General features: G+C 70.3%; 24 protein-coding genes and 1 pseudogene. 16 read left to right on the top strand and 9 right to left on the bottom strand.

All coding sequences use genetic code 11. The features are described 5' to 3' along the window. Positions 1-15: 15 nt before the first annotated feature. Positions 16-615, bottom strand: a complete 600-nt coding sequence (locus ACWC2T_RS16190) for a peptidoglycan DD-metalloendopeptidase family protein (protein WP_450670998.1) — start codon at positions 613-615, stop codon at positions 16-18. 273 nt (positions 616-888) lie between these two features. Here ACWC2T_RS16190 and rpsB point away from each other — a divergent pair, with 273 nt between their 5' ends. The 6 genes from rpsB (at position 889) to ACWC2T_RS16160 (ending at position 6,212) form a co-directional block, all read left to right on the top strand. Next, positions 889-1,770 carry a 30S ribosomal protein S2 gene (gene rpsB / locus ACWC2T_RS16185; RefSeq protein WP_450670997.1) on the top strand — a complete coding sequence of 294 codons (882 nt, stop codon included), beginning with the start codon at positions 889-891 and terminating at the stop codon, positions 1,768-1,770. Between the two features lie 175 nt (positions 1,771-1,945). Further along, positions 1,946-2,782: a translation elongation factor Ts gene (gene tsf / locus ACWC2T_RS16180; RefSeq protein ID WP_450670996.1), complete on the top strand. Its 837-nt coding sequence runs from the start codon at positions 1,946-1,948 to the stop codon at positions 2,780-2,782. A gap of 204 nt (positions 2,783-2,986) precedes the next feature. After that, entirely contained in the window at positions 2,987-3,745 is a 759-nt protein-coding gene (pyrH, locus tag ACWC2T_RS16175) for a UMP kinase (RefSeq protein ID WP_166002526.1), read from the top strand. A 175-nt stretch (positions 3,746-3,920) separates the two neighbouring features. After that, positions 3,921-4,478: a ribosome recycling factor gene (frr, locus tag ACWC2T_RS16170; protein WP_055706853.1), complete on the top strand. Its 558-nt coding sequence runs from the start codon at positions 3,921-3,923 to the stop codon at positions 4,476-4,478. Beyond that, positions 4,478-5,641: a phosphatidate cytidylyltransferase gene (locus ACWC2T_RS16165; RefSeq protein WP_450670995.1), complete on the top strand. Its 1,164-nt coding sequence runs from the start codon at positions 4,478-4,480 to the stop codon at positions 5,639-5,641. Before frr ends, ACWC2T_RS16165 begins: the two co-directional genes overlap by 1 nt. 124 nt (positions 5,642-5,765) lie before the next feature. Beyond that, positions 5,766-6,212 carry an SRPBCC family protein gene (locus ACWC2T_RS16160; RefSeq protein ID WP_450670994.1) on the top strand — a complete coding sequence of 149 codons (447 nt, stop codon included), beginning with the start codon at positions 5,766-5,768 and terminating at the stop codon, positions 6,210-6,212. A 12-nt stretch (positions 6,213-6,224) separates the two neighbouring features. On the opposite strand, the gene ACWC2T_RS16155 is transcribed toward ACWC2T_RS16160, so the two are convergent. Further along, on the bottom strand, positions 6,225-6,875 hold the full coding sequence (locus ACWC2T_RS16155; RefSeq protein ID WP_450670993.1) for a YceI family protein: 651 nt from the start codon (positions 6,873-6,875) through the stop codon (positions 6,225-6,227). A gap of 190 nt (positions 6,876-7,065) precedes the next feature. Here ACWC2T_RS16155 and ACWC2T_RS16150 point away from each other — a divergent pair, with 190 nt between their 5' ends. The 8 genes and pseudogenes from ACWC2T_RS16150 to ACWC2T_RS16115 all read left to right on the top strand — a co-directional run bounded on the left by ACWC2T_RS16150 (position 7,066) and on the right by ACWC2T_RS16115 (position 14,862). Then, positions 7,066-8,289 (top strand): PP2C family protein-serine/threonine phosphatase, encoded by a 1,224-nt coding sequence (locus ACWC2T_RS16150; RefSeq protein ID WP_450670992.1) that lies wholly within the window; start codon positions 7,066-7,068, stop codon positions 8,287-8,289. A 137-nt stretch (positions 8,290-8,426) separates the two neighbouring features. Then, complete coding sequence (locus ACWC2T_RS16145; protein WP_450670991.1) at positions 8,427-8,633, top strand: hypothetical protein; 207 nt, start codon at positions 8,427-8,429, stop codon at positions 8,631-8,633. A gap of 66 nt (positions 8,634-8,699) precedes the next feature. Continuing rightward, positions 8,700-8,825 (top strand): annotated as a pseudogene (locus ACWC2T_RS16140) (VOC family protein); the annotation flags it as partial. Between the two features lie 101 nt (positions 8,826-8,926). Further along, positions 8,927-10,033: a 23S rRNA (adenine(2503)-C(2))-methyltransferase RlmN gene (gene rlmN / locus ACWC2T_RS16135; RefSeq protein ID WP_450670990.1), complete on the top strand. Its 1,107-nt coding sequence runs from the start codon at positions 8,927-8,929 to the stop codon at positions 10,031-10,033. A gap of 215 nt (positions 10,034-10,248) precedes the next feature. Further along, entirely contained in the window at positions 10,249-11,325 is a 1,077-nt protein-coding gene (locus ACWC2T_RS16130) for a thiamine ABC transporter substrate-binding protein (protein WP_450670989.1), read from the top strand. A gap of 44 nt (positions 11,326-11,369) precedes the next feature. Beyond that, positions 11,370-12,971, top strand: a complete 1,602-nt coding sequence (locus ACWC2T_RS16125; RefSeq protein WP_450670988.1) for an ABC transporter permease — start codon at positions 11,370-11,372, stop codon at positions 12,969-12,971. 49 nt (positions 12,972-13,020) lie between these two features. Beyond that, the gene (locus tag ACWC2T_RS16120; RefSeq protein WP_450670987.1) at positions 13,021-14,040 is read left to right on the top strand and encodes an ABC transporter ATP-binding protein; all 1,020 of its coding nucleotides are present in this window, start codon (positions 13,021-13,023) and stop codon (positions 14,038-14,040) included. Between the two features lie 24 nt (positions 14,041-14,064). Beyond that, positions 14,065-14,862: a maleylpyruvate isomerase family mycothiol-dependent enzyme gene (locus tag ACWC2T_RS16115; protein WP_450670986.1), complete on the top strand. Its 798-nt coding sequence runs from the start codon at positions 14,065-14,067 to the stop codon at positions 14,860-14,862. 64 nt (positions 14,863-14,926) lie between these two features. Here ACWC2T_RS16115 and ACWC2T_RS16110 read toward each other — a convergent pair whose 3' ends face one another. The 6 genes from ACWC2T_RS16110 to ACWC2T_RS16085 form a co-directional block, all read right to left on the bottom strand. Next, complete coding sequence (locus ACWC2T_RS16110; protein ID WP_450670985.1) at positions 14,927-15,607, bottom strand: LAETG motif-containing sortase-dependent surface protein; 681 nt, start codon at positions 15,605-15,607, stop codon at positions 14,927-14,929. A gap of 200 nt (positions 15,608-15,807) precedes the next feature. Continuing rightward, entirely contained in the window at positions 15,808-16,215 is a 408-nt protein-coding gene (locus ACWC2T_RS16105; RefSeq protein WP_450670984.1) for a VOC family protein, read from the bottom strand. Between the two features lie 135 nt (positions 16,216-16,350). Further along, positions 16,351-17,742, bottom strand: coding sequence for a hypothetical protein (locus tag ACWC2T_RS16100; protein ID WP_450670983.1), 1,392 nt, complete (start codon positions 17,740-17,742; stop codon positions 16,351-16,353). Continuing rightward, positions 17,724-18,470 carry an ABC transporter ATP-binding protein gene (locus ACWC2T_RS16095; protein ID WP_450670982.1) on the bottom strand — a complete coding sequence of 249 codons (747 nt, stop codon included), beginning with the start codon at positions 18,468-18,470 and terminating at the stop codon, positions 17,724-17,726. Before ACWC2T_RS16095 ends, ACWC2T_RS16100 begins: the two co-directional genes overlap by 19 nt. 197 nt (positions 18,471-18,667) lie before the next feature. Further along, positions 18,668-20,032: an aspartate aminotransferase family protein gene (locus ACWC2T_RS16090; protein WP_450670981.1), complete on the bottom strand. Its 1,365-nt coding sequence runs from the start codon at positions 20,030-20,032 to the stop codon at positions 18,668-18,670. Between the two features lie 19 nt (positions 20,033-20,051). Further along, positions 20,052-20,573, bottom strand: a complete 522-nt coding sequence (locus tag ACWC2T_RS16085) for an Lrp/AsnC family transcriptional regulator (protein ID WP_067041370.1) — start codon at positions 20,571-20,573, stop codon at positions 20,052-20,054. Between the two features lie 169 nt (positions 20,574-20,742). Here ACWC2T_RS16085 and ACWC2T_RS16080 point away from each other — a divergent pair, with 169 nt between their 5' ends. Next, the gene (locus ACWC2T_RS16080) at positions 20,743-22,182 is read left to right on the top strand and encodes a gamma-aminobutyraldehyde dehydrogenase (RefSeq protein WP_450670980.1); all 1,440 of its coding nucleotides are present in this window, start codon (positions 20,743-20,745) and stop codon (positions 22,180-22,182) included. Positions 22,183-22,246: 64 nt separating this feature from the next. Here the strand turns inward: ACWC2T_RS16080 and ACWC2T_RS16075 are convergent, their stop codons facing one another. Beyond that, the gene (locus ACWC2T_RS16075) at positions 22,247-22,498 is read right to left on the bottom strand and encodes a hypothetical protein (RefSeq protein WP_450670979.1); all 252 of its coding nucleotides are present in this window, start codon (positions 22,496-22,498) and stop codon (positions 22,247-22,249) included. 114 nt (positions 22,499-22,612) lie between these two features. Between ACWC2T_RS16075 and ACWC2T_RS16070 the strand changes: the two genes are divergently transcribed. Next, positions 22,613-23,776: an ABC transporter substrate-binding protein gene (locus tag ACWC2T_RS16070; protein WP_450671062.1), complete on the top strand. Its 1,164-nt coding sequence runs from the start codon at positions 22,613-22,615 to the stop codon at positions 23,774-23,776. Positions 23,777-23,815: the final 39 nt, after the last annotated feature.

Here is a 23,815-nt window from a genome sequence, read left to right as displayed (position 1 = left end):
CCCGCGGCCACCCGGCTACGACGACAGCGGTACCCCCAGCACCGGCAGCAGCCGCGGTGGCCCCCTGTGCAGGAGCCAGGGCGGTAGCAGGGACAAGGGGTCGAGGTAGGTCCGGTCCCGGAGCAGGCCCCAGTGGACGCATGTCGTGGGGCAGTGGGAGCCGGCCGCCGGTTCCATCGTGCCCACCGCCTGACCCGCCCCCACCGCGTCCCCCTTGTGGACCAGCGCGGTCACCGGTTCGTACGTCGTGCGCAGATCCGTGCCCGCCAGGTCGACCGAGACGACCCCGCGCCCGGCCACCCGGCCCGCGAAGGACACCCGGCCCGGGGCGACCGCCCGCACCTCGGAACCGGCGGGGGCCGCCAGGTCCACACCCCGGTGCCCAGGGCCGTACACCGTCGCCGGTGGCTCCCAGCCCCGTAACACCAGGGGCCGGACGCCCACCGGCCAGGTGCGCGCGACGGCCGGGACCGGGGTGGCAGGGGGCGGTGCGGGGGCCGGAGGCGGGGTGTCCGCCCAGGACCGGGAGGGGGCCAGGGCGGCCAGGAGCAGGCCGAGGACCAGGCCGAGGAGCAGACCCGTCGACAGCAGGACATATCGCATGGCTTCTCGCATGCGACCACCGTCCCGCACCCCCGCCGATCATGGCCGGGGGCTGTGCACAACCCACCGGTTGTGGACAGCGGCGTCACCCGGTGCCCCGCCGGTCCCGTACACTTCTTCTGGCGATCCGGGTCACCGGGTCGACTTCGCACGCCCCGACACCGGGCCGGTCACCGGTCGGTGTCAGCGCCTCTCGGTCCTTCGCGGCAAGGCGCGTCGCGGGCGTCAGGCGCGGGAGCCGTCCGGCACCCGCGGCACAACCGAGAAACTCAAGGAGATACGGCCATGGCCGTCGTCACGATGCGGGAGCTGCTGGAGAGCGGCGTCCACTTCGGTCACCAGACCCGTCGCTGGAACCCGAAGATGAAGCGCTTCATCTTCACCGAGCGCAACGGCATCTACATCATCGACCTGCTCCAGTCGCTGTCGTACATCGACCGCGCCTACGAGTTCGTCAAGGAGACCGTCGCCCACGGCGGCACGGTCATGTTCGTCGGCACCAAGAAGCAGGCGCAGGAGGCCATCGCCGAGCAGGCCACCCGCGTCGGCATGCCCTACGTCAACCAGCGCTGGCTGGGCGGCATGCTCACCAACTTCTCGACCGTCTACAAGCGTCTGCAGCGCCTGAAGGAGCTCGAGCAGATCGACTTCGAGGACGTCGCGTCCTCCGGTCTGACCAAGAAGGAGCTCCTGGTCCTCTCCCGCGAGAAGGCCAAGCTGGAGAAGACCCTCGGCGGTATCCGCGAGATGCAGAAGGTGCCGAGCGCCGTCTGGATCGTGGACACCAAGAAGGAGCACATCGCCGTCGGTGAGGCCCGGAAGCTGAACATTCCGGTCGTCGCGATCCTCGACACCAACTGCGACCCCGACGAGGTCGACTACAAGATCCCGGGCAACGACGACGCGATCCGCTCCGTCACCCTGCTCACCCGTGTGATCGCCGACGCCGTCGCCGAGGGCCTCATCGCCCGTTCCGGCGTCGCCACCGGCGAGAAGGGCGAGAAGGCCGCGGGCGAGCCGCTCGCCGAGTGGGAGCGTGACCTGCTCGAGGGTGAGAAGAAGGCCGACGAGGCCGAGAAGCCGGCCGAGGCTCCGGCCGCCGAGGCCGCTCCGGCCGCCGAGGCCGCTCCGGCCGAGGAGAAGGCCGCCGAGGGCGAGCAGGCCTGACGCAGGCGTTGACGGCGGGGGCGGTACCTCAACCGACGGCGCCTCCGGCGCGGTCAAGTCCGCCCCCGCTGTTCACCCGTAGGTCGGTACGACGTATGCGTTCCGCGGCTACATGTGGAACGCAAACCGTGCGGATCTGAAGATCTTCCAGACTTCGAGAAAGACTCACAGACTCATGGCGAACTACACCGCCGCCGACGTCAAGAAGCTCCGTGAGCTCACCGGCGCCGGCATGATGGACTGCAAGAAGGCGCTGGACGAGGCCGAGGGCAACGTCGAGAAGGCCGTCGAGGCGCTGCGCATCAAGGGACAGAAGGGCGTCGCCAAGCGCGAGGGCCGCTCCGCCGAGAACGGCGCCGTGGTCTCCATCATCGCCGACGACAACTCCTCCGGTGTCCTGGTCGAGCTGAAGTGCGAGACCGACTTCGTCGCCAAGGGCGAGAAGTTCCAGGCCGTCGCCAACAAGATCGCCGAGCATGTCGCCGCGACCTCCCCGGCCGACATCGAGGCCCTGCTCGCCTCCGAGATCGAGCCCGGCAAGACCGTCCAGGCGTTCGTGGACGAGGCCAACGCCAACCTCGGCGAGAAGATCGTCCTGGACCGCTTCGCGCAGTTCTCCGACGGCTTCGTGCTCGCCTACATGCACCGCACCATGCCCGACCTGCCCCCGCAGATCGGTGTCCTGGTCGAGCTCGACAAGCCGAACGCCGAGGTCGCCAAGGGCGTCGCCCAGCACATCGCCGCCTTCGCGCCGAAGTACCTCTCCAAGGAGGAGATCCCGGCCGACGTCGTCGAGTCCGAGCGCCGCATCGCCGAGGAGACCACCCGCGCCGAGGGCAAGCCCGAGGCCGCGATCGCCAAGATTGTCGAGGGTCGGCTCAACGGCTTCTTCAAGGACGCCACGCTGCTCGGCCAGCCGTACGCGCTCGACAACAAGAAGTCGGTCCAGAAGGTGCTGGACGAGGCCGGTGTCACCCTGAAGCGCTTCTCGCGCATCAAGGTCGGCATCTGAGCCCGTTCCGCGATCGACGCGCGACCCGCGGGACATTCTCGGTAGGGTCGACAGCAGTCGTCCGCGCACACCGCCACACCCCGGCGTGGGGCGGACGGCAGCAGATCTGACGAGGAGGCCATTGCCGCGCATGGGAGCGAAAAGCGACCCCACCGGCAATGGCCTTCTTCGTATGTGCAACACGTGAAAGAGGCGGGATCTCCCATGACCACCAAGGCCCAGAAGAGCGACGACGGCAAAGTACGCGGCCGGTTTCTGCTGAAGCTGTCCGGAGAGGCGTTCTCCGGTGGCGGGGGCCTGGGCGTGGACCCGGACGTGGTGCACAAGATCGCCCGCGAGATCGCGGCCGTCGTCCGGGACGGGGCGCAGATCGCGGTCGTCATCGGCGGCGGCAACTTCTTCCGCGGCGCCGAACTCCAGCAGCGCGGCATGGACCGCGCCCGCTCCGACTACATGGGCATGCTCGGCACCGTGATGAACTGCCTCGCCCTCCAGGACTTCCTGGAGAAGGAGGGCATCGACAGCCGGGTGCAGACCGCCATCACGATGGGCCAGGTCGCCGAGCCGTACATCCCGCTGCGCGCAGTGCGCCACCTGGAGAAGGGCCGCGTGGTCATCTTCGGTGCCGGTATGGGCATGCCGTACTTCTCCACCGACACCACCGCCGCCCAGCGCGCCCTGGAGATCGACGCCGAGGCGCTGCTCATGGGCAAGAACGGCGTGGACGGGGTCTACGACTCGGACCCCAAGACCAACCCGGACGCCGTCAAGTTCGACGCGCTCGGCTACGGCGAGGTCATCACCCGCGACCTCAAGGTCGCCGACGCCACCGCCATCACCCTGTGCCGCGACAACAAGCTCCCGATCCTCGTCTTCGAGCTCCTCGCGGAGGGCAATATCGCCCGTGCCGTCAAGGGTGAGAAGATCGGCACGCTGGTGGGTGACCAGGGCAGCCGGAACTGACCCGGCAGCAACCCGGCCGGTGGCGCGCGGCCCCGTAAGGGGCCCGGATTCCGGCCGGGGGATGGACAATGTCCTGCCGGTCGGAAACCGTGCAGGAAGAAGACGCGACGCAGCCGGCCGCCGACCGCTTCAGGAACCGCAGCCGGGCCTTACTCAAGACACGCAGGAGCAAGTGGTGATCGAAGAGACCCTCCTCGAGGCCGAGGAGAAGATGGAGAAGGCCGTCGTGGTCGCCAAGGAGGACTTCGCCGCGATCCGCACCGGCCGTGCGCACCCGGCGATGTTCAACAAGATCGTGGCCGACTACTACGGCGCCCCGACGCCGATCAACCAGCTGGCCTCGTTCTCCGTGCCGGAGCCGCGCATGGCCGTCGTGACCCCGTTCGACAAGAGCGCGCTGCGCAACATCGAGCAGGCGATCCGCGACTCCGACCTGGGCGTCAACCCCAGCAACGACGGCAACATCATCCGGGTGGTGTTCCCCGAGCTGACCGAGGAGCGCCGCCGCGACTACATCAAGGTCGCCAAGGGCAAGGCCGAGGACGCGCGCGTGTCCATCCGCTCCGTGCGCCGCAAGGCCAAGGAAGCCCTCGACAAGCTCGTCAAGGACGGCGAGGTCGGCGAGGACGAGGGCCGCCGCGCGGAGAAGGAGCTCGACGACACCACGCACAAGTACGTCGCGCAGGTGGACGAGCTCCTCAAGCACAAGGAAGCGGAGCTGCTCGAAGTCTGATGAGCGACTCTTCCTGGGGGGCGCCGCCAGCGGCGGGCCAGGCCGGGTACTGGGGGCCCGCCGGGGGCGGGCCTGCCCAGCCTGTCCCGGGGGCCGTCCCGGCGGGTCCCGCGTACGATGCGCCTGAGGCGCAGCAGACTCGCCCCATGCCCATCGTGCCCGACGAACCCGCGTACGGCTCGGGACAGAGTGGCGACCCGGGGACCGCTCGGCGGGGCGGCCCCCTGTTCCAGGAATTCCAGGACGAGTTCCGCCCCGAGCCCCCGCAGGCCCGCGCCCTCCCGGCCGAGAACCAGAATCCGGAGCCCATGCCCGACGCCCACCAGCCGGCCCCAGCGCCGCAGAAGAAGAGCGCGGGCCGTGACCTGAGCGCGGCCATAGGCGTCGGGGTCGGGCTCGGTGTGGTGATCGTCGCTTCTCTGTTCGTCGAGAAGGCCGTCTTCGTCGGTGTGATCGCGGTCGCGGTCGTCGTCGGCCTGTGGGAGCTGACCAGCAGGCTGCGGGAGCGCAAGGAGATCAGGGCGCCGTTGGTGCCGCTCGCGGTGGGCGGTGCGGCGATGGTGGTCGCCGGGTACGTCAGCGGCGCTGAGGGCGCGTGGGTGGCCATGGCGTTGACGGCCCTCGCCACCCTGGTCTGGCGCATGACGGAGTCGCCGGAGGGCTATCTCAAGGACGTCACGGCAGGCGTCTTCGCGGCCTTCTACGTGCCCTTCCTGGCGACGTTCGTGGCGATGATGCTGACGGCGCAGGACGGCCCCTGGCGGGTCCTGACCTTCCTGCTGCTGACGGTGGTCAGCGACACCGGCGCGTACGCGGTCGGCTGGCGGTTCGGCAAGCACAAGCTGGCCCCGCGCATCAGCCCCGGCAAGACCCGTGAGGGCCTGCTCGGCGCGGTGCTGTTCGCGATGGTCGCAGGCGCCCTGTGCATGCAGTTCCTGATCAAGGACGGCACCTGGTGGCAGGGCCTGCTGCTGGGCCTCGCCGTCGCCGCCAGCGCCACGCTGGGCGACCTCGGCGAATCCATGATCAAGCGCGACCTGGGCATCAAGGACATGGGCACCTTGCTCCCCGGCCACGGCGGCATCATGGACCGCCTGGACTCCCTCCTCCCGACGGCTCCGGTGGTCTGGCTTCTGTTGGTGGTGTTCGTCGGGTCGGCGTGAGGGTTGCGTCGTACGGCTTCGGGCCCCTGCTCTGTCTCAGGGCGGGGGTCCGCTGGTGTGTGGTGGTGCGGTGCTTGGGGTGGGAGGCTGGGCGTAGGTCCTCTATCCGGAGAAGGAGGGTGTCATGTCCGCCTTCCACGAAGAGATCGACGTCGAACGGTCTCCCGGCGAGGTCTGGGCGTATCTCAGCGACCCGTCCCACCTGCCGGAGTGGCAGAAGAGCGCGGTGTCGGTCGAGCAGTTGGACGACAGCCCCTTCGGGCTCGGGTCCCGGATCCGGATCACCCGGCACGTCGGCCGCCGCGACGTCCCGATGACCATGCGGGTCACCGAGTTCGAACCGCCACACGCATGGAGCATGAGGGGCACCGACGGCCCGGTGCGGGGCCGGGTGCACGGCGAGGTCACCCCGCTTCCCGACGGCCGTACGCGCGTCACCATGGACCTGGACTTCGAGGGCCACGGCCTCGGCCGGGTGCTGATCCCCCTCGTCGTACGCCCCCAGGTCCGCAGGGAACTGCCGGAGAACGAGCGGCTGCTCAAGGAGCGGCTGGAGCACGCCGCCGCCTAGCCGGAAGCGGCCTCACGCGGCCCGGATGGCGGCGATGTCGAACTGGAGGCGGACCTTCTCGCTCACCATGGCCCCGCCCTGGGCCAGCCGGGCGTCGTAGGTCAGCCCCCAGTCGGAGCGGTTGATGGTGGTGGTGCCGTCGAAACCGACCCGCTCGTCACCGAACGCGTCGACGACATGACCGATGTAGGTGAGCTCCAGGTCGACGGGACGGGTGGTGTCCTTGATCGTGAGATCGCCGGTCATGCGGTAGACGTCCTCGCCGGCGAGCTGCACGCTCGTGCTGGTGAAGGTCATCCGTGGGTGCGCCCCGGCGTCCAGGAACTCCCTGCCGACCAGGTGCGCGTCGCGCTGCTCGACACCCGTGTCCACGCTGGCCGTGTACAGCACGATGTCGGCGCGGGAGTGGGCCGGGTCGCGGCCGTCGAAGTACAGGCGGCTCTCGTACTCGGTGAAGGCGCCCCGCACCGTCGTCACCATCGCGTGCCGCACGGAGAACCCGATCCTGCTGTGCGCGGGATCGATCAGCCACTCGCCGGTGAGGCCCGCCAGCTCGGGATCGGGCAGAACGGCGGTGGCACTGGCCACCGGCGCGGCGGTTGCCACGGGAGCGGCGGAGGGCTGCGCGCGCCGGTGGAAGGAGTTGCGGCCGAAAAGGTTCATGCTTCACGTGGGTAACGTCAGCCCCAGGGGTGGGACAAGGCCCGACCAGGAAACCCGACCGTTCGTCAGCAGAACTTCACAGGGGGCGCCGTGTGACTCGGGCGCCGGCCCGGGCCCACGAGAGCCCGAATCCCGAATCGCCCGTAGGATGACATCTGGGTAATCGCGCTCGCGGACCGGGAGAGCGCGTATGACACGAGACATCGACTTCACGGCCTTCTGTGACGCCGCACCGAGCGCGTATCTGGTGCTGGACAGGGATCTGGTCATCCGCTACGTCAACCCGGCCTATCTGCAGATCACCGGGCGAACCAGGGACGAGCTGATCGGGAGGTACTTCTTCGACGCCCTGCCGGAGAACCCCGGCGCCCCCGAGAGTGACGCGGAATCCCTGAAGGCGTCCATGCTCGAGGTCCTGCGCACCAGGAAGTCGGACACCCTCACGCTGCAGCGGTACGACATACCCGCCCCCGACCGGCCGGGCACGTTCGAGGAGCGGTGGTGGTCCGAGGTCCACACCCCGATTCCCGGACCGGACGGCACCGTGGAGTGGATCGTCCAGCAGGCCGACGACGTCACCGCCTTCGTCCACTCGGGCAGGGCGCATCCGCCCACCGAGCGCGACAAGGGCATAGCGGCCGAACTCTATGTGCGAGCGCGCGAGTTGCACCGGCTGAACCAGGAACTGCGCCAGGCCCACGCCCGCGAACGCCAGGTCGCCGTCACCCTGCAGGAAGCCATGCTCGACGACGCCGACCTGCTCCGGCACGACAACATCGCCGTGCGGTACCTGCCCGCGACCACCTCGCTCAACGTGTGCGGCGACTGGTACGACATCGTCGACCTGCCGCCCGACCGCTACGCGGTGGCGGTCGGAGACGTCGTCGGCCACGGCCTGCCCGCCGCGGCCGTCATGGGCATGCTCCGCAGCGCTCTGAGCGCAGCCATCCGGGCCCTCCCCAGCCCTGCCCAGGCCCTGGAGATCCTCGGCCTGTACGCCCGCTCCATCGACGGCGCGACGGCCGCGACCGCGGTGAAGGTGCTGGTCGACCCGCGCACCAGGCTGATCATCTACAGCAGCGCCGGGCACCCGCCGCCCATCCTGCTCCACAGCGACGGGACGTGTGAGCTGCTGGACCAGGCCACCGATCCGCCGCTCGGCGCCCGCCCGCACCATGTCCCCCGCCCCCAGGCCAGCGTGGTCTACACCCGCGGGGACACGCTCGTGCTCTACACCGACGGGCTCATCGAGCGCCGTGACGCGGACATCTACGCCGGCCTGAGCCGCCTGTCCAAAGCCCTGGCCCTGGACACCGCCCTTGCCCCTGACCAACTGGCCGACACGCTGCTGGCCCGGCTCGGCGTCGCGGGCGGAGCCAGTGACGACATAGCCCTGGTCGTCATCCGTCTGTAGCCATTTAGTGGCAGATGCCCCGGTTTGCAGTGTTGACGTCATGCCTGCGGCATATGACGATGTGCGGAACAGTGAGCGCCGAACCGTCGCCCTGTGAACCGCGCGGCGCTCCCGTCTCGGCCCGAAGGAGGGCGGCAATGAAGATGTTCCGGCGGCGTGTGCCGGGCAAGAAATCGGCGGTGGCGGCAATGGTCCTCGGAGCGACCCTCTTGGCCGCTCCGACCGCGACCGCCGCCACCGAGAGCCCGAAGCCCCAGAGTCCCGGCTTCCACCTCTGCGTCCACAGCGCCGGTCCGGCCGGACGCTATTTCTACCCGGGCTACGCCAACGTGCCCTGCCTCTGAGCGGTGCACCGGACGAGGAGTGGCTCGGTCACGCCGGGCTGAGCCCTCCTCCCGTTCCTCGGGCCGCGCCTCGAGGAACTTGGCGCACAGCGTGTCGGCATTGGTCAGGGCGACCAGTCATGGGTCGTCATGGCAGATCCCGAAGGCAACGAGTTCTGCGTCCTTGGCCGACGGCCCCAGCAGAACCCCTGAGGGCGCGGGTGTCGCCGGAGGCCAGGAGCAGGCTGCTCGGATCCTCCTGCTCCTCCTGCCGACAAAGGTCACCCAAGTGGATCTGCGACACTGGTAGGACCATGCCCAAGCCCGGAGAACTCACTTTCGTCGCGCCGCGCGGAGCTCAGAAGCCGCCGCGGCATCTTGCCGACCTCACGCCCGCCGAGCGCAAGGACGCGGTGGCCGGGATCGGTGAGAAGCCGTTCCGTGCCAAGCAGCTCTCGCAGCACTACTTCGCGCGGTACGCGCACGACCCGGAGCAGTGGACCGACATTCCCGCCGGATCGCGCGGAAAGCTGCAGGAAGCGCTGTTCCCGGAGCTGATGACCGTCGTCCGGCATCTGTCGACCGACCAGGGGACCACCCGCAAGACGCTGTGGCGGCTGTTCGACGGGACCCTGGTCGAGTCCGTGCTGATGCGGTACCCGGACCGGGTCACCATGTGCATCAGCTCGCAGGCCGGGTGCGGGATGAACTGCCCCTTCTGCGCCACCGGACAGGCCGGGCTCGACCGGAACCTGTCCACCGCCGAGATCGTGCACCAGATCGTGGACGGGATGCGGGCGCTGAGGGACGGAGAGGTGCCCGGAGGGCCTGCCCGGCTCTCCAACATCGTCTTCATGGGCATGGGCGAGCCGCTCGCCAACTACAAGCGGGTCGTGGGGGCCATCCGGGCGCTCACCGATCCCGCCCCGGACGGGCTCGGGCTGTCCCAGCGCGGGATCACCGTGTCCACCGTCGGGCTCGTGCCGGCCATCCACCGGTTCGCCGACGAGGGCTTCAAGTGCCGGCTCGCGATCTCCCTGCACGCCCCTGACGACGAACTGCGCGACACCCTCGTCCCCGTGAACACGCGCTGGAAGGTGCGCGAGGTGCTGGACGCCGGGTTCGAGTACGTCGAGAAGAGCGGGCGCCGGCTGTCGATCGAGTACGCGCTCATCCGCGACATCAATGACCAGGCCTGGCGAGGGGACCGGCTGGGCCGGCTGCTCAAGGGCAAGCCCGTGCATGTCAACCTCATTCCGCTGAACCCGACCCCGGGCAGCAAGTGGACGGCCTCCCGGCCGGAGGACGAGAAGGCGTTCGTCGAGGCCATCGCCGCCCATGGGGTGCCCGTCACCATCCGGGACACCCGTGGCCAGGAGATCGACGGGGCCTGTGGTCAGCTGGCGGCCACCGAGCGGTAATCTGGCCACCGTCCATCACATCTTCATATTCCGACAGGGGAGCGCCACAGCGCTGAGAGTGCGGCGGACAGGGCCGCAGACCCTCTGAACCTCGCCCAGGTCATTCTGGGTAGGGAGTTCGGTCATCACTCAAGCTGTTGCGCCCTGCCCGGGTCTCCCCAGCGGAGCCCGGGCAGGGCCGCGTCTCTTCCTGGCCAACCCCAGGAGGACATCCAGTGCAGAACAAGACCTTCGTGGCCGTGGCGGTCGGGCTCGGCCTGATCACGCTGTCCGCGTGCGGTTCCGGCGGCGGCGCCACGTCGTCCGCGGACTCCAAGGACGTGACGCTCGTCAGCCACGACTCGTGGGCCGTGTCCAAGAACGTGCTCGCCGACTTCGAGAAGAAGACCGGGTACAAGGTCCACGTCCTCAAGGACGGCGACGCCGGGCAGGCCGTCAACAAGGCCATCCTGACCAAGGACAACCCGCAGGGCGACGTCTTCTTCGGCGTCGACAACACCCTGCTCTCCCGCGCACTCGACAACGGCCTCTTCCAGCCGTACACGGCCAAGGGCCTCGACAAGACCGGCGCCGCCTACCAGCTCGACCAGGACAAGCACCGGGTCACGCCGATCGACTACGGCGACATCTGCGTCAACTACGACAAGGCGTACTTCAGCGAGCACAAGCTGACCCCGCCGCAGACCTTCGCCGACCTCGCCAAGCCCGAGTACAAGAACCTGCTGGTGACCGAGAACGCGGCCACCTCCTCGCCGGGCCTCGGCTTCCTGCTCGGCAGCGCCGCGCAGTTCGGGGACAACGGCTGGCAGGGCTACTGGAAGAAGCTCAAGGCCAACGGCGTCAAGGTCGTCGACGGCTGGGAGCAGGCCTACTACCAGGATTTCTCGGGCTCGTCCGAGGGCAAGAAGGCCGGGGGCGACCGACCGCTCGTCGTGTCGTACGCCTCCTCACCGCCCGCCGAGGTCATCTACGCCAAGAAGCGGCCCGGCACCGCGCCGACCGGGGTGTCGTACGGCACCTGCTTCCGGCAGATCGAGTTCGCCGGGCTGCTGAGCAACGCCAAGAACCCCAAGGGCGCCAAGGCGTTCATCGACTTCCTGGTCTCCAAGGAGTTCCAGGAGGACATGCCGCTGAACATGTTCGTCTACCCGGTCCTGCAGGGCGCGAAGCTCCCCGCCGAGTTCACCGAGTACGGCAGGGCCGCCGAGCACCCCGAGACCATGGCCCCCGGCAAGATCGCCGCCAACCGTGACCAGTGGGTCAAGTCGTGGACCTCGCTCGTACTGAAGTAGTCCCTCGAAAGGACCGCGCGAGGAGCGCGGCGCGGCTCGGGCTGATGGCCCTGCCCGTCGCGTTCTTCGCGCTGTTCTTCGCCTGGCCCGTGGCCGCGATCGTCGCGCGCGGGCTGAAGGTGGACGGCGCCTGGCAGTGGGGGCGGATCGCGGACGTCGTCACGCAGCCGGACATCCGGCACGTGCTGTGGTTCACCACCTGGCAGGCGCTCGCCTCCACCGCGCTCACCCTGCTGCTCGCGCTGCCCGCCGCGTATGTCTTCGCCCGGCTCGACTTCCCGGGCAAGCAGGTGCTGCGAACCGTCGTCACCGTCCCGTTCGTGCTGCCGACCGTCGTCGCCGGCAGCGCGTTCCTCGCCCTCGTCGGACACGGCGGGCTGCTGGACGACCTGTGGGGCGTACGACTGGACACCACGGTGTGGGCGATCCTGCTGGCCCACGTCTTCTTCAACTACGCCGTCGTCGTACGGACCGTCGGCGGGCTGTGGTCCCAGCTCGACCCCCGCCAGGAGGAAGCCGCCCGCATGCTCGGCGCATCCCCGCTGCGCGCCTGGCGGAAGGTCACGCTCCCGGCCCTCGCGCCCGCCGTGGCCGCCGCCGCGCTGATGGTGTTCCTGTTCACCTTCACCTCCTTCGGCATCGTCCAGATCCTCGGCGGCCCGACCTTCTCCACCCTCGAAGTGGAGATCTACCGGCAGACCTCCGAGGTCTTCGACCTCTCCACGGCCGCCGTTCTCACCCTCGTCCAGTTCGTCGCCGTCGGCGCGATCCTCGCCGTGCACGCCTGGACGGTACGGCGCCGGGAGACCGCCCTGCGGCTGGTGGACCCGTCGGTGACCGCGCGCCGGCCGCGCGGTGCCGGGGAGCGGGCCGTGCTCGCCGGGGTCCTCGTCACCATCGCGCTGCTGCTCGTCCTGCCCCTCGCCGTCCTTGTCCGCCGCTCCCTGGACGCGCCGGGCTTCGGCTACTACCGGGCCCTCGCGAACTCCGACGGCGGTACGTTCCTGGTGGCGCCCGTGCACGCGGTGTGGACCTCGCTGCAGTACGCCGTCGCCGCCACCGCCATCGCCGTCGTGATCGGAGCTCTCGCCGCCGCCGCGCTGGCCCGCCGGGACGCCGGACGACTGGTCCGGGGTTTCGACGCGCTGCTGATGCTGCCGCTCGGCGTCTCCGCCGTGACCGTCGGCTTCGGCTTCCTGATCGCCCTGGACAAGCCGCCGCTGGACCTCAGACAGTCCTGGATCCTCGTCCCGCTCGCCCAGGCGCTGGTCGGCGCCCCCTTCGTCGTACGGACCATGCTGCCCGTGCTGCGCGCGGTGGACGTACGGCTCCGGGAGGCCGCCGCCGTGCTCGGGGCCTCGCCCTGGCGGGTGTGGCGGGAGGTGGATCTGCCGCTGGTGCGGCGGGCGCTGCTGGTCGCGGCCGGGTTCGCGTTCGCCGTCTCGCTCGGCGAGTTCGGGGCGACCGTGTTCATCGCCCGGCCCGACAACCCGACACTCCCGGTCGCCGTGGCCCGGCTGCTCAGCCGCCCCGGTGACCTCAACTACGGCCAGGCGATGGCCCTTTCGACCATTCTGATGGTGGTGTGCGCCGCCGCGCTACTGCTCCTGGAGCGGCTGCGCACCGACCGGACGGGGGAGTTCTAGATGCCGACGGGGGAGTTCTGATGCCGCTGACCGGACGGGTGGGTGCCCGATGCTGCTGAGCCTCGATGCCGCGACCGTGCGCTTCGACGGGCGGGCCGTGCTCGACGCGGTCGATCTCGACGTCGCCGAGCACGAGGTGGTGTGTGTGCTGGGCCCCAGCGGCAGCGGAAAGTCGACCCTGCTGCGGGCGGTCGCCGGGCTCCAGCCCCTGACCGACGGACGGGTGCTGCTCGGCGGCCGCGACCAGTCGGGCGTGCCCGCACACCGGCGGGGCGTCGGCCTGATGTTCCAGGACCACCAGCTCTTCCCGCAGCGGGACGTGGGCGCGAACGTGGCGTTCGGGCTGCGCATGCACGGCGTGCCGAGGAGCGAACGGGGCGCCGGGGTGGGCGAGTTGCTGGAGCTGGTCGGGCTGCCCGGGGCCGCCCGGCGGGCCGTGGCCTCCTTGTCCGGCGGCGAGCAGCAGCGCGTGGCCCTCGCCCGGGCGCTCGCGCCCCGGCCCCGGCTGCTGATGCTGGACGAGCCGCTCGGCCAGCTGGACCGCTCGCTGCGCGAGCGCCTGGTCGTCGAACTGCGGGAACTCTTCGGCCGGTTGGGTACGACCGTGCTCGCGGTGACCCACGACCAGGGCGAGGCGTTCGCGCTGGCCGACCGGGTGGTGGTGATGCGGGACGGGCGGATCGCGCAGTCCGGCACTCCGCTTGAGGTCTGGCAGCGGCCCGCCGACGCGTTCGTGGCCCGCTTCCTCGGCTTCGACAACCTGGTCCCGGCCACCGTCGCCGGTACGGCAGCCGACAGCCCCTGGGGCAAGCTGCCGGTGCCCGAGGGCTCCCCGCAGGGCGCCCGCAGCCTGCTGGTCCGGCCCGCCGGAGTGCGGCTCGTGGCGGCCGACACCGGCCTGCCCTGCACGGTGACCGCGCGCACCTTCAAGGGCACCCATGTCGCCGTCCACCTCCAGCCCGCGGACGGGCCGCGACTGGAGGCGGCGTGCGCGCTGCGGGAGGCGCCGGAGGTGGGCGACGGTGTGGGCGTGGAGTTCGACGCGGCCGAAATCGTCGTAGTCGACTGAGGTTCCCGCCCTAGGGTGTGGGGCATGACACTGCTCGCGCATGATCGCTACTGTGAAGAAATCGCCCGCCAGGTGGACGAGTTCAGGGCCCTGGTGACCTCGGGCGCCGATCTGTCGGCCACCGTGCCGACCTGCCCGGAGTGGACGCTGGAACAGCTCGCACGGCACATGGGCGGCGCCCTGCGCTGGGCGGCCACGCTGGTCCGGGCCCGGGCCCAGGAGATGCTCCCGCGCGAGCAGGTGCCGCTCGGCGGCGGACCGGAGGCCGAGGGCGACGCGGCGGCCCTCGAGGCCTGGCTCGCGGAGACCGGGGAGATGATCGTCGGGGCGCTGCGCGAGGCCGGTCCCGAGGCCAAGGTGTGGTCCTGGATGGGCATGGTCACCAGCGGGTTCTGGGCCCGTCGGATGACCAACGAGATCACCATCCACCGCGCGGACGCCGCGCTCACCGTCGGCGCGCCCTACGAGGTCGCCCCCGACGTCGCCGCCGACGCGCTGGACGAATGGCTGCAGATCGCGGAGTGGGTGCAGCGCTCCGGGGCACGCGAGTGGGCGGGCGAGCTGCGCGGGCCCGCCCGCAGTATCCATCTGCACGCCACCGACGCCGCCCCGAACCTGAACGCCGAGTGGCTGATCGAGCTGGGCGAGAACGGACTCGGCTGGCGGCGCGGGCACGAGAAGGCCACGGTCGCCCTGCGCGGCCCGCTCACCTCCGTGCTGCTCGCCTTCTACAACCGGCTGCCGCTGGACGCACCCGGTCTCGAGGTCCACGGCGAGCGTGAGGTGCTGGAGTTCTGGCGCCGGCACGCCACCTTCGGCTGACACACGACCGCGGCCCGTCCCCTGGGGATAGGGGGACGGGCCGCGGTGGCGTACGGGTGAGGCGTCAGCTGCTGCCGCGCGCTCCACGACGGCGCATGCCGAACCAGACCGCGCCACCGCCGACGACGACCAGCGCGCCCGCGATGCCGGCGATCAGGCCGGTGTTGGAGCTGGCACCGGTCTCGGCGAGGTTGGAGGCACCGGCCGCCGGGGACGGCGCGTTGCTGGACGTGCCCGCCGGGGCGGAGCTGGAGGCGGAGGCCGACGGGGTCGGGGTTGCCGACCCGGCCGGGGCGGACTGCGTCGGCGTCGGGGAGGCCGACGGGGTCGGGGTGGGGCTCTCGCTCTTGCAGGTGGCGGCCGGGGTCGTCAGGCCGCCCGCGATGTCCTCGTCGACGAAGGGGCTGGCCGTGACGTGGATGCGGTACGTCGCGTTCGGCTGCCACTTCTCCGAGAAGGTGACCGAGGTGCCCTGGGTGGAGCCCTTGACCTCCTGCTGGCCGATCTGCTTCTCGACCCCACCGTTGTTCGTGCGGAACACGCTGATGGTGGCAGGGGTACCGGAGGCGTCGGTATCGGTGACGACGATGACGCCCTTTGCGCCGTCGCACTTGGCTTCGGCCTTGAATTCACTGATGCTGCACGCGAACGCGGAGCTGGACAGGCCCAGCACCACGGCGGCAGAGGCGGAGGCAACACCCAGAATGCGTACGGAACGGCGTACGCCACGGTGAGTTATGGACAACGTTTGTCCTTACGGAGTGCAACTGCGGGGGGTTCAGGAGGAGTTGGGGCACCAGATGAGGTGAGTGCCCCAGCACCCCCAAGAGGCTCACAGGTTTATAAGCGCTCCATAAGAGTGTCAACGCATATGCCACCTACGGCCGTTGACTTTGCCTTCTTATTAACCATCGTGACGTTTGGCGACGTTCGGACTGCGTGGGGTCAGCCCTGGACCGCCGCCGGATCCATCCAGATGACCTCCCAGGTGTGGCCGTCGAGGTCGTCGAAGGCGCGGCCGTACATGAAGCCGTGGTCCTGGGTCTCGCCGCTCGGGGTGGCGCCCGACGCGAGGGCCTTGTCCACGAGTTCGTCCACCTTCTCGCGGCTCTCGGCGCTCAGCGCGACCAGCACCTCACTGGTCTTCGTGGCGTCGGCGATCTCCTTCTCGGTGAACGTGGCGTAGAACGGCTTGGTGAGCAGCATCGCGACGATGGTGTCGCTGATCACCACGGAGGCGGCCTTCTCGTCGCTGAACTGCGGGTTGATCGTGTAGCCGAGCTCGGTGAAGAACTTCTTCGAGGCGTCGAGGTCGTTCACGGGCAGGTTCACGAAGATCATCTGCTGGTACATGACGGGTCTCTCCCATGGTGGTCCGTGCCGGGGTCGGCGTGTTCGGTGAGGTAGACCGGGGGTCCCGGGAGAACTCATCGGTCGCCGGAGAACTTTTTCAGCAGTCCATGCAGCAGTCTGTGTCAGCAGTCCGTGTCAGCGGTCCACGGGGAGGGCCGCCAGGGCGGCGACGACCAGGGTGAGCGGGCCGAACAGCGCCAGCAGGGCAGCCGCGCGCAGGGCCGCGGCCGCGCGCAGCATCGAGGCCGGGGCGCCGAGACGGAGCAGCGCGGCGGTCGTGTCGGCCCGGCACTGGCGGGTCTCCACGGCCGCGGTGAGCAGGGTGGCGACCGTGCAGCCGGTGACGAGCAGCGCGCCGAGGGTGGTCAGGGGCCCGAACGCCGGTGCCGAGCCGGCGTACAGCGTGGTCATGGCGTAACCGGCGGACGCGACCGCGCAGACGACGCCCAGCGGGCGGCCGATGCGGACGGCCTCCGTCATGAGGACCCGGCCGGCCAGGAGGCGGAGGGCGCCGGGGCGGGTGGACTGCAGGAGGCGGCCGCACAGGTGGGTGAGGCCGGGGGCGGCCAGCACCAGGCCGGTCGCGGTGAGCAGCCAGCCGAGGAGTACGGCGGCGTGTGAGCGGTCGGCGTAGGCCTGGGCCGCGAGGCCGGTGGCCAGCAGGGCGATGCCCCAGGGGAGACCGATGGGGGCCTCTTTGGGGGGCCTGGGGGTGCCGTCGGTCCAGTCGGCGCCCTGGGGCTCGGGGTCGGGGGCCGCCTCGGCGGCACGGCTGTCCGCGGGGTGGGGCTGGGGTTCCGCGCCGTCGTGACCCGGCTGCTCGCCGTCGTCGGCGCCCGCGGGCGGATGACCGGGCTGCTCGTCGTCCGCTTGTCCGTGCTGGTCGCGAGGGTCTGCGGCGCTCCGCCGCGACCGTGCCCCGAACCTGCCGTACGTCCCGAACGTCTCCCGCGCCACCGAGTGGCCGTACGCCCCGAAGCGGCCGTACCTGCGCAGGAGCGGGGTGGCGGGGCGGGGGTCCGTCGGGCGCAGGGTCAGGGCCACCGTGGCCGAGGCGAAGGCCGGGACCAGGCCCAGCAGGGTCAGGGTCGCCGGGACGGGAAGGTGCTCGCCCGCGGCCAGGAAGTCCGCGGCCGCGCCGTCGAAGGGCACGCCCGTGAGGTCACCGCGCAGCGTGAGGAAGACCAGCAGGGCCAGCAGTGAGCCCAGGGTGCAGGACAGGGCCGTGGTCAGCGCGGAGATCGCCATCAGGCGCGCCGGACCGAGGCCCACCGCGGACAGGCCCGTGCGCGGCCGGGTGCCCGGGTCGGTGCGGGCGACGGCGAGCGCGAAGTACACCGTGGCGGCGAGCGGCACCGCGCACCAGGCCAGCCGCAGCGCGGCGGCGTCCGCGGCCTCGGGGTGGTGCAGGGCGTAGCCGAAGCAGGACAGCAGCAGGAAGCCGGTGCCCGCCGAGGCCGCCGCCACCAGCAGACGGCGCAGCTGGACGGCGGGCCGGGCCGCCCGGGTCAGACGGAGAGCGACCACGCGGCGCGGCCTTCCGTCTCGGGGGTGTCCGGCAGGTGCACGGTGCTGACGCGCCGGCCGTCCAGCAGGGCCACGGCGCGGTCGGCGAGGGCGGCGGTGTCGGGGTCGTGGGTGGCGAGGACGACGGTGATGCCGTGCGAGCGGGCGGCCGAGGTGAGCGTGCGCAGCACGTGGGTGCGGTCGGCGCGGTGCAGCGGGGCCGTGGGCTCGTCGGCGAAGAGGACCGCGGGGGCCGGGGCCAGCGCCCGGGCGATGGCGACGCGCTGGCGCTCGGCCTGCTGGAGTTCGTGGGGGCGGTTGCGGGCCCGGTCGCCGACGTCGAGCCGTTCCAGCCACTCCAGGGCGGCGACCTTGGCCCTGCGCCGGCCGGCGCCGCGCAGCATCAGGGGGAGTGCGGCGTTCTCCCAGGCGCTCAGCTCGGGGACCAGGACCGGGGCCGGGTCGATCCAGCCGAAGCGGTCCCGGCGCATCCGCTCCCGGCGCATCGGGCCCAGGGTGTGCAGGGGCGCACTGTTGAACCACACCTCGCCGCTGAGCACCGGTAGCAGGCCGGACAGACAGCGCAGCAGGGTCGTCTTGCCGCTGCCGCGCGGCCCGGTGACGGCGACGATCTCGCCCTCGCGCACACCGAGCGAGACCCCGGCGAGCCCGGGGGAGCCGTCGGGGTGCCTGAAGTGCAGGGAGCGTGCCCAGAGCACGTCGTTGTCCGGTGGGGCCTCGGCCTCCATGGTCGTACACCTCGTTCTGATCCGTTTTCCCGTGCCTGTTCCCTCGTCCGGGGGAACGAAGGCTGGGCCGATCGGTCACTGGAACGCTAGGCAGACGCCGGGGCGGAGCCGGGACAGCACACGGCCCCGGGCCGCCGTTCTCACTCGAACGGGCGGCGCCGGGGCCGGGGCAGATCAGCTGATCGGATGAATCAGGCTCAGAGCTTGGTCCACGCCTCCGTCAGCGTCGCGCGCAGGATCTGCTCGATCTCGTCGAAGGTCTCCTGGTTGGAGATCAGCGGCGGGGCGAGCTGGACGACCGGGTCGCCGCGGTCGTCGGCACGGCAGTACAGGCCGTTGTCGTACAGCGCCTTGGAGAGGAAGCCGTACAGGACGCGCTCGGTCTCCTCCTCGTTGAAGGACTCCTTGGTGCTCTTGTCCTTCACCAGCTCGATGCCGTAGAAGAAGCCGTTGCCGCGGACGTCGCCGACGATCGGCAGGTCGTGCAGCTTCTGCAGGGTCTGCAGGAAGGCGCCCTCGTTGTCCAGCACGTGCTGGTTGAGGTTCTCGCGCTCGAACAGGTCGAGGTTGGCGAGACCCACCGCGGCGGAGACCGGGTGGCCGCCGAAGGTGTAGCCGTGCAGGAAGGTGTTGTCGCCCTTGTAGAACGGCTCGGCGAGCCGGTCGGAGATGATGCAGGCGCCGATCGGGGAGTAGCCCGAGGTCATGCCCTTGGCGCAGGTGATCATGTCCGGGACGTAGCCGAACTTGTCGCAGGCGAACATCGTGCCGAGGCGGCCGAAGGCGCAGATGACCTCGTCCGACACGAGCAGGACGTCGTACTTGTCGCAGATCTCGCGCACGCGCTGGAAGTAGCCGGGCGGCGGCGGGAAGCAGCCGCCGGCGTTCTGCACCGGCTCCAGGAAGACCGCGGCGACGGTGTCCGGGCCCTCGAAGAGGATCTGCTGCTCGATCTGGTCGGCGGCCCAGCGGCCGAAGGCCTCGGGGTCGTCGCCGAAGATCGGGGCGCGGTAGATGTTGGTGTTCGGCACCTTGTGCGCGCCCGGGACGAGCGGCTCGAAGGGGGCCTTCAGGCCGGGCAGACCCGTGATGGACAGGGCGCCCTGCGGGGTGCCGTGGTAGGCGACCGCACGCGAGATGACCTTGTGCTTGGTGGGCTTGCCGGTGAGCTTGAAGTACTGCTTGGCGAGCTTCCAGGCGGTCTCGACGGCCTCGCCGCCGCCGGTGGTGAAGAAGACCTTGTTCAGGTCGCCCGGGGCGTAGTCGGCGAGGCGCTCGGCCAGCTCGACGGCCTTGGGGTGGGCGTAGGACCACACCGGGAAGAAGGCCAGCTCCTGGGCCTGCTTGAAGGCCGTCTCGGCGAGTTCCGTACGGCCGTGACCGGCCTGGACCACGAACAGACCCGCGAGACCGTCGAGGTAGCGCTTGCCCTTGTCGTCGTAGATGTAGGTGCCCTCACCCCGGACGATGGTCGGGACGGGGGACTTCTCGTACGAGGACATGCGGGTGAAGTGCATCCACAGGTGGTCGTACGCGGTGCGGCTGAGGTCCTTGGTGCTCACGGTTATCGGGTCCTCACGGTTATCGGGTTCCCCACATGTAGGTCTGCTTCTTCAGCTTCAGGTAGACGAAGCTTTCGGTGGAGCGCACGCCGGGCAGCGCCCGGATGCGTTTGTTGATGACGTCCAGCAGGTGGTCGTCGTCCTCGCAGACGATCTCGGCGAGGATGTCGAACGAGCCCGCGGTCATCACCACGTACTCGACTTCCGACATGTCAGTCAGCGCGTCCGCGATGGACTCGACATCACCCTCGACGTTGATCCCGACCATCGCCTGCCGGCGGAAGCCCACGGTGAGCGGGTCCGTGACGGCGACGATCTGCATCACGCCCTGGTCGAGCAGCTTCTGCACCCGCTGGCGCACGGCCGCCTCGGACAGGCCGACGGCCTTGCCGATCGCGGCGTACGGCCTGCGGCCGTCCTCCTGGAGCTGCTGGATGATGGCGAGGGAGACGGCATCCAGCTGGGGGGTGCCGCCGTTCCTGGACTCGCGGGTGGAGTCCCTCTGGTCTGCGCTTCGACTGGCCACGACCTCACTGTGCACGAGGTCTCGACAGTTTCGCAAGCCCCGATCGATGAAATTCGTTGTTTATGAGACCGAAGCTTGCGGATTTCGCAGAACTCATGGCCGTGGGGGTGTTGAAAACGTCGGCTCGGCGACTAGTGTGGGTGTCTCAGTGAGTGGACAGTTGAACCAGATCAGGAGGCCGGCAGTGAGCACCGAGCTGCGTCGTCTGCGCAACTACATCGACGGTGAGTTCCGGGACGCCGCCGACGGACGGACCACCGAGGTGGTCAACCCCGCGACGGGCGAGGCGTACGCGACCGCGCCGCTGTCCGGCGAGGCGGACGTGGACGCCGCGATGGAGGCCGCCGCCCGCGCCTTCCCGGCCTGGCGCGACACCACCCCCGCCGAGCGCCAGAAGGCCCTGCTCAAGATCGCGGACGCGTTCGAGGAGCGCGCCGAGGAACTCATCGCGGCCGAGGTGGAGAACACGGGCAAGCCGATCGGGCTCACCCGCTCCGAGGAGATCCCGCCGATGGTCGACCAGATCCGCTTCTTCGCGGGCGCGGCGCGGATGCTGGAGGGCCGCTCGGCCGGCGAGTACATGGAGGGGATGACCTCGATCATCCGCCGTGAGCCGGTCGGCGTCTGCGCCCAGGTCGCTCCCTGGAACTACCCGATGATGATGGCCGTGTGGAAGTTCGCCCCGGCGATCGCGGCCGGCAACACGGTGGTGCTGAAGCCGTCGGACACGACCCCGGCGTCGACCGTCCTGATCGCGGACATCATCGGCTCGATCCTGCCCAAGGGCGTCTTCAACGTCGTCTGCGGCGACCGCGAGACCGGCCGGCTGATGGTCGAGCACGACACCCCGGCGATGGCCTCCATCACCGGCTCGGTCCGCGCCGGCATGTCGGTCGCCGAGTCCGCGTCCAAGGACCTCAAGCGGGTCCACCTGGAGCTGGGCGGCAAGGCCCCGGTCGTCGTCTTCGAGGACACCGACATCGCCAAGGCCGTCGAGGACATCTCCGTGGCGGGCTTCTTCAACGCCGGCCAGGACTGTACGGCCGCCTGCCGCGTCCTCGTCCACGAGGCGATCCACGACGAGTTCGTGGCCGCGCTCGCGAAGGCCGCCGAGGACACCAAGACCGGTCAGCCGGACGACGAGGACGTCCTCTTCGGCCCGCTCAACAACCCCAACCAGCTCAAGCAGGTCGAGGGCTTCATCGAGCGGCTGCCCGCCCACGCGCGCGTGGAGGCCGGCGGCAAGCGCGTCGGCGAGAAGGGCTACTTCTTCGCGCCGACCGTGGTCTCCGGCGTCAAGCAGGACGACGAGATCATCCAGAAGGAGGTCTTCGGCCCGGTCATCACCGTCCAGTCCTTCTCCGACGAGAACCAGGCCGTCGAGTGGGCCAACGGCGTCGAGTACGCCCTCGCCTCCTCCGTGTGGACCAAGGACCACGCCCGCGCGATGCGCATGTCGAAGAAGCTCGACTTCGGCTGCGTGTGGATCAACACCCACATCCCGCTGGTCGCGGAGATGCCGCACGGCGGCTTCAAGAAGTCCGGCTACGGCAAGGACCTGTCGGCGTACGGGTTCGAGGACTACACGCGGATCAAGCACGTGATGACCTCGCTGGGCGAGTAGGCACCGGCGACAGCAGTGAGCGGCCCCCGGACGGGTTCACCATCCCGTCCGGGGCCGCGCTGTCTCATGTCCCGGCGACGAACTCCGGCTCCTGCTCGGTCAGTTCGAGCCGTGCCGCCCGCTCCCGGTCCGCCGCCCGCTCCCGGTCCGCCGCCCGCTCCCGGTTCGCCGTCCGCTCCGGTCGCCGGGCTTCCGCGATCGCCCCCGTGACGCCCCTGCGGGCCGGCATCCAGGCGATGGCCACCGCTCGCACCGTCGCTTCGTGCGCCTGAGTGACCGTCCAGAGCCCGTCCACCGTACGGAGGTTGGTGTCCACGAGCGACAGGGTGTCGGGCAGCCGGGGCCATGCTCGACGCAGCGTCGATTGTCGGTGACGGCGGCGGGACGGCATCCTTCCGGGGTGCCCCAGACTTCCTCTCGCACCTCCGCGATGTCCCGCCGCTCCCTCCTGCGCGCCCTCGGCGGCACCGCCGCGCTCGGCGGCCTGGCCGGCTGCGGGGTGCCCGCCGCCTATGTCGCGCCCGGCGACCGGGCCGTCGCCGACGAGTCCGTGGCCGACAAGAAGCTGACCTGGGCGAACTGGCCGCTGTACATCGACACCGATGACAAGAACCCCAACAGGCGGCCCACCGTGGACGCCTTCGAGAAGCGCACCGGGATCTCCGTGGACTACGTCGAGGAGATCAACGACAACGACGAGTTCTTCGGCAAGATCAGCCCCGCGCTGATGAACCATCAGTCCACCGGCCGCGACCTGATCGTCATCAGCGACTGGATGTGCGCCCGGTTCGTCCGGCTGGGCTGGGTCCAGGAGATGGACCGCGCCCGGCAGCCGAACGTGGCGAAGTACCTGGACCCGCTGTTGCGAACGCCCGCCTTCGACAAGGGCCGTCGTTTCACGGTGCCGTGGCAGTCGGGCATCACCGGCATCGCCTACAACCGCAGGAAGCTGGGCCGCGAGATCCGGCACGTCAAGGACCTCTGGGCGAGCGACCTGAAGGGCCGCGTGACCCTGCTCTCCGGCCTGGACGAGTCCTTCGCGCTGCTGATGCAGGGCAACGGCGTGGACATCACCCGGTGGACGGCGGACGACTTCCACCACGTCTGCGACGAGGTGGAGCGCGAGATCCACCGCGGCCAGATCCGCCGCTTCACCGGCAACGACTACACCAAGGACCTGGTCAGCGGGGACGTCCTGGCCTGCCAGGCCTACTCCGGCGACGTCATCCAGCTCCAGGCCGACAACCCCGACATCCGCTTCGTCGTGCCCGAGGAGGGCGCCGAGCTGTGGTCGGACTCCCTGATGATCCCCAACCGCGCCCGCCACAAGGCCAACGCCGAGCGCCTGATCGACTACTACTACGCCCCCGAGACCGCCGCGCAGCTCGCCGCCTGGGTCAACTATGTCTGCCCGGTCCCGGCCGCCCAGGAGGTCCTCGCCTCCTCGAAGGACAAGGACACCGCCTCCCTCGCCGACAACCCGCTCATCTTCCCCGACGCCGGCATGCGGGCGCGCCTAGCGATCGCCCGGGACATCACGTCCACGGAGCGGGTGGAGTTCGCGAGGCGGTGGAACAGGATCGTGGGGCTCTAGGTCCTGTCGTCACCATCTTGTGACGACAGGGCCTGGCGG

It is taken from the genome of Streptomyces sp. NPDC001393 (genome assembly GCF_053597455.1).
Note: the sequence above shows the minus strand (reverse complement) of the source record. Positions and strands in the feature narration are given on the sequence as shown.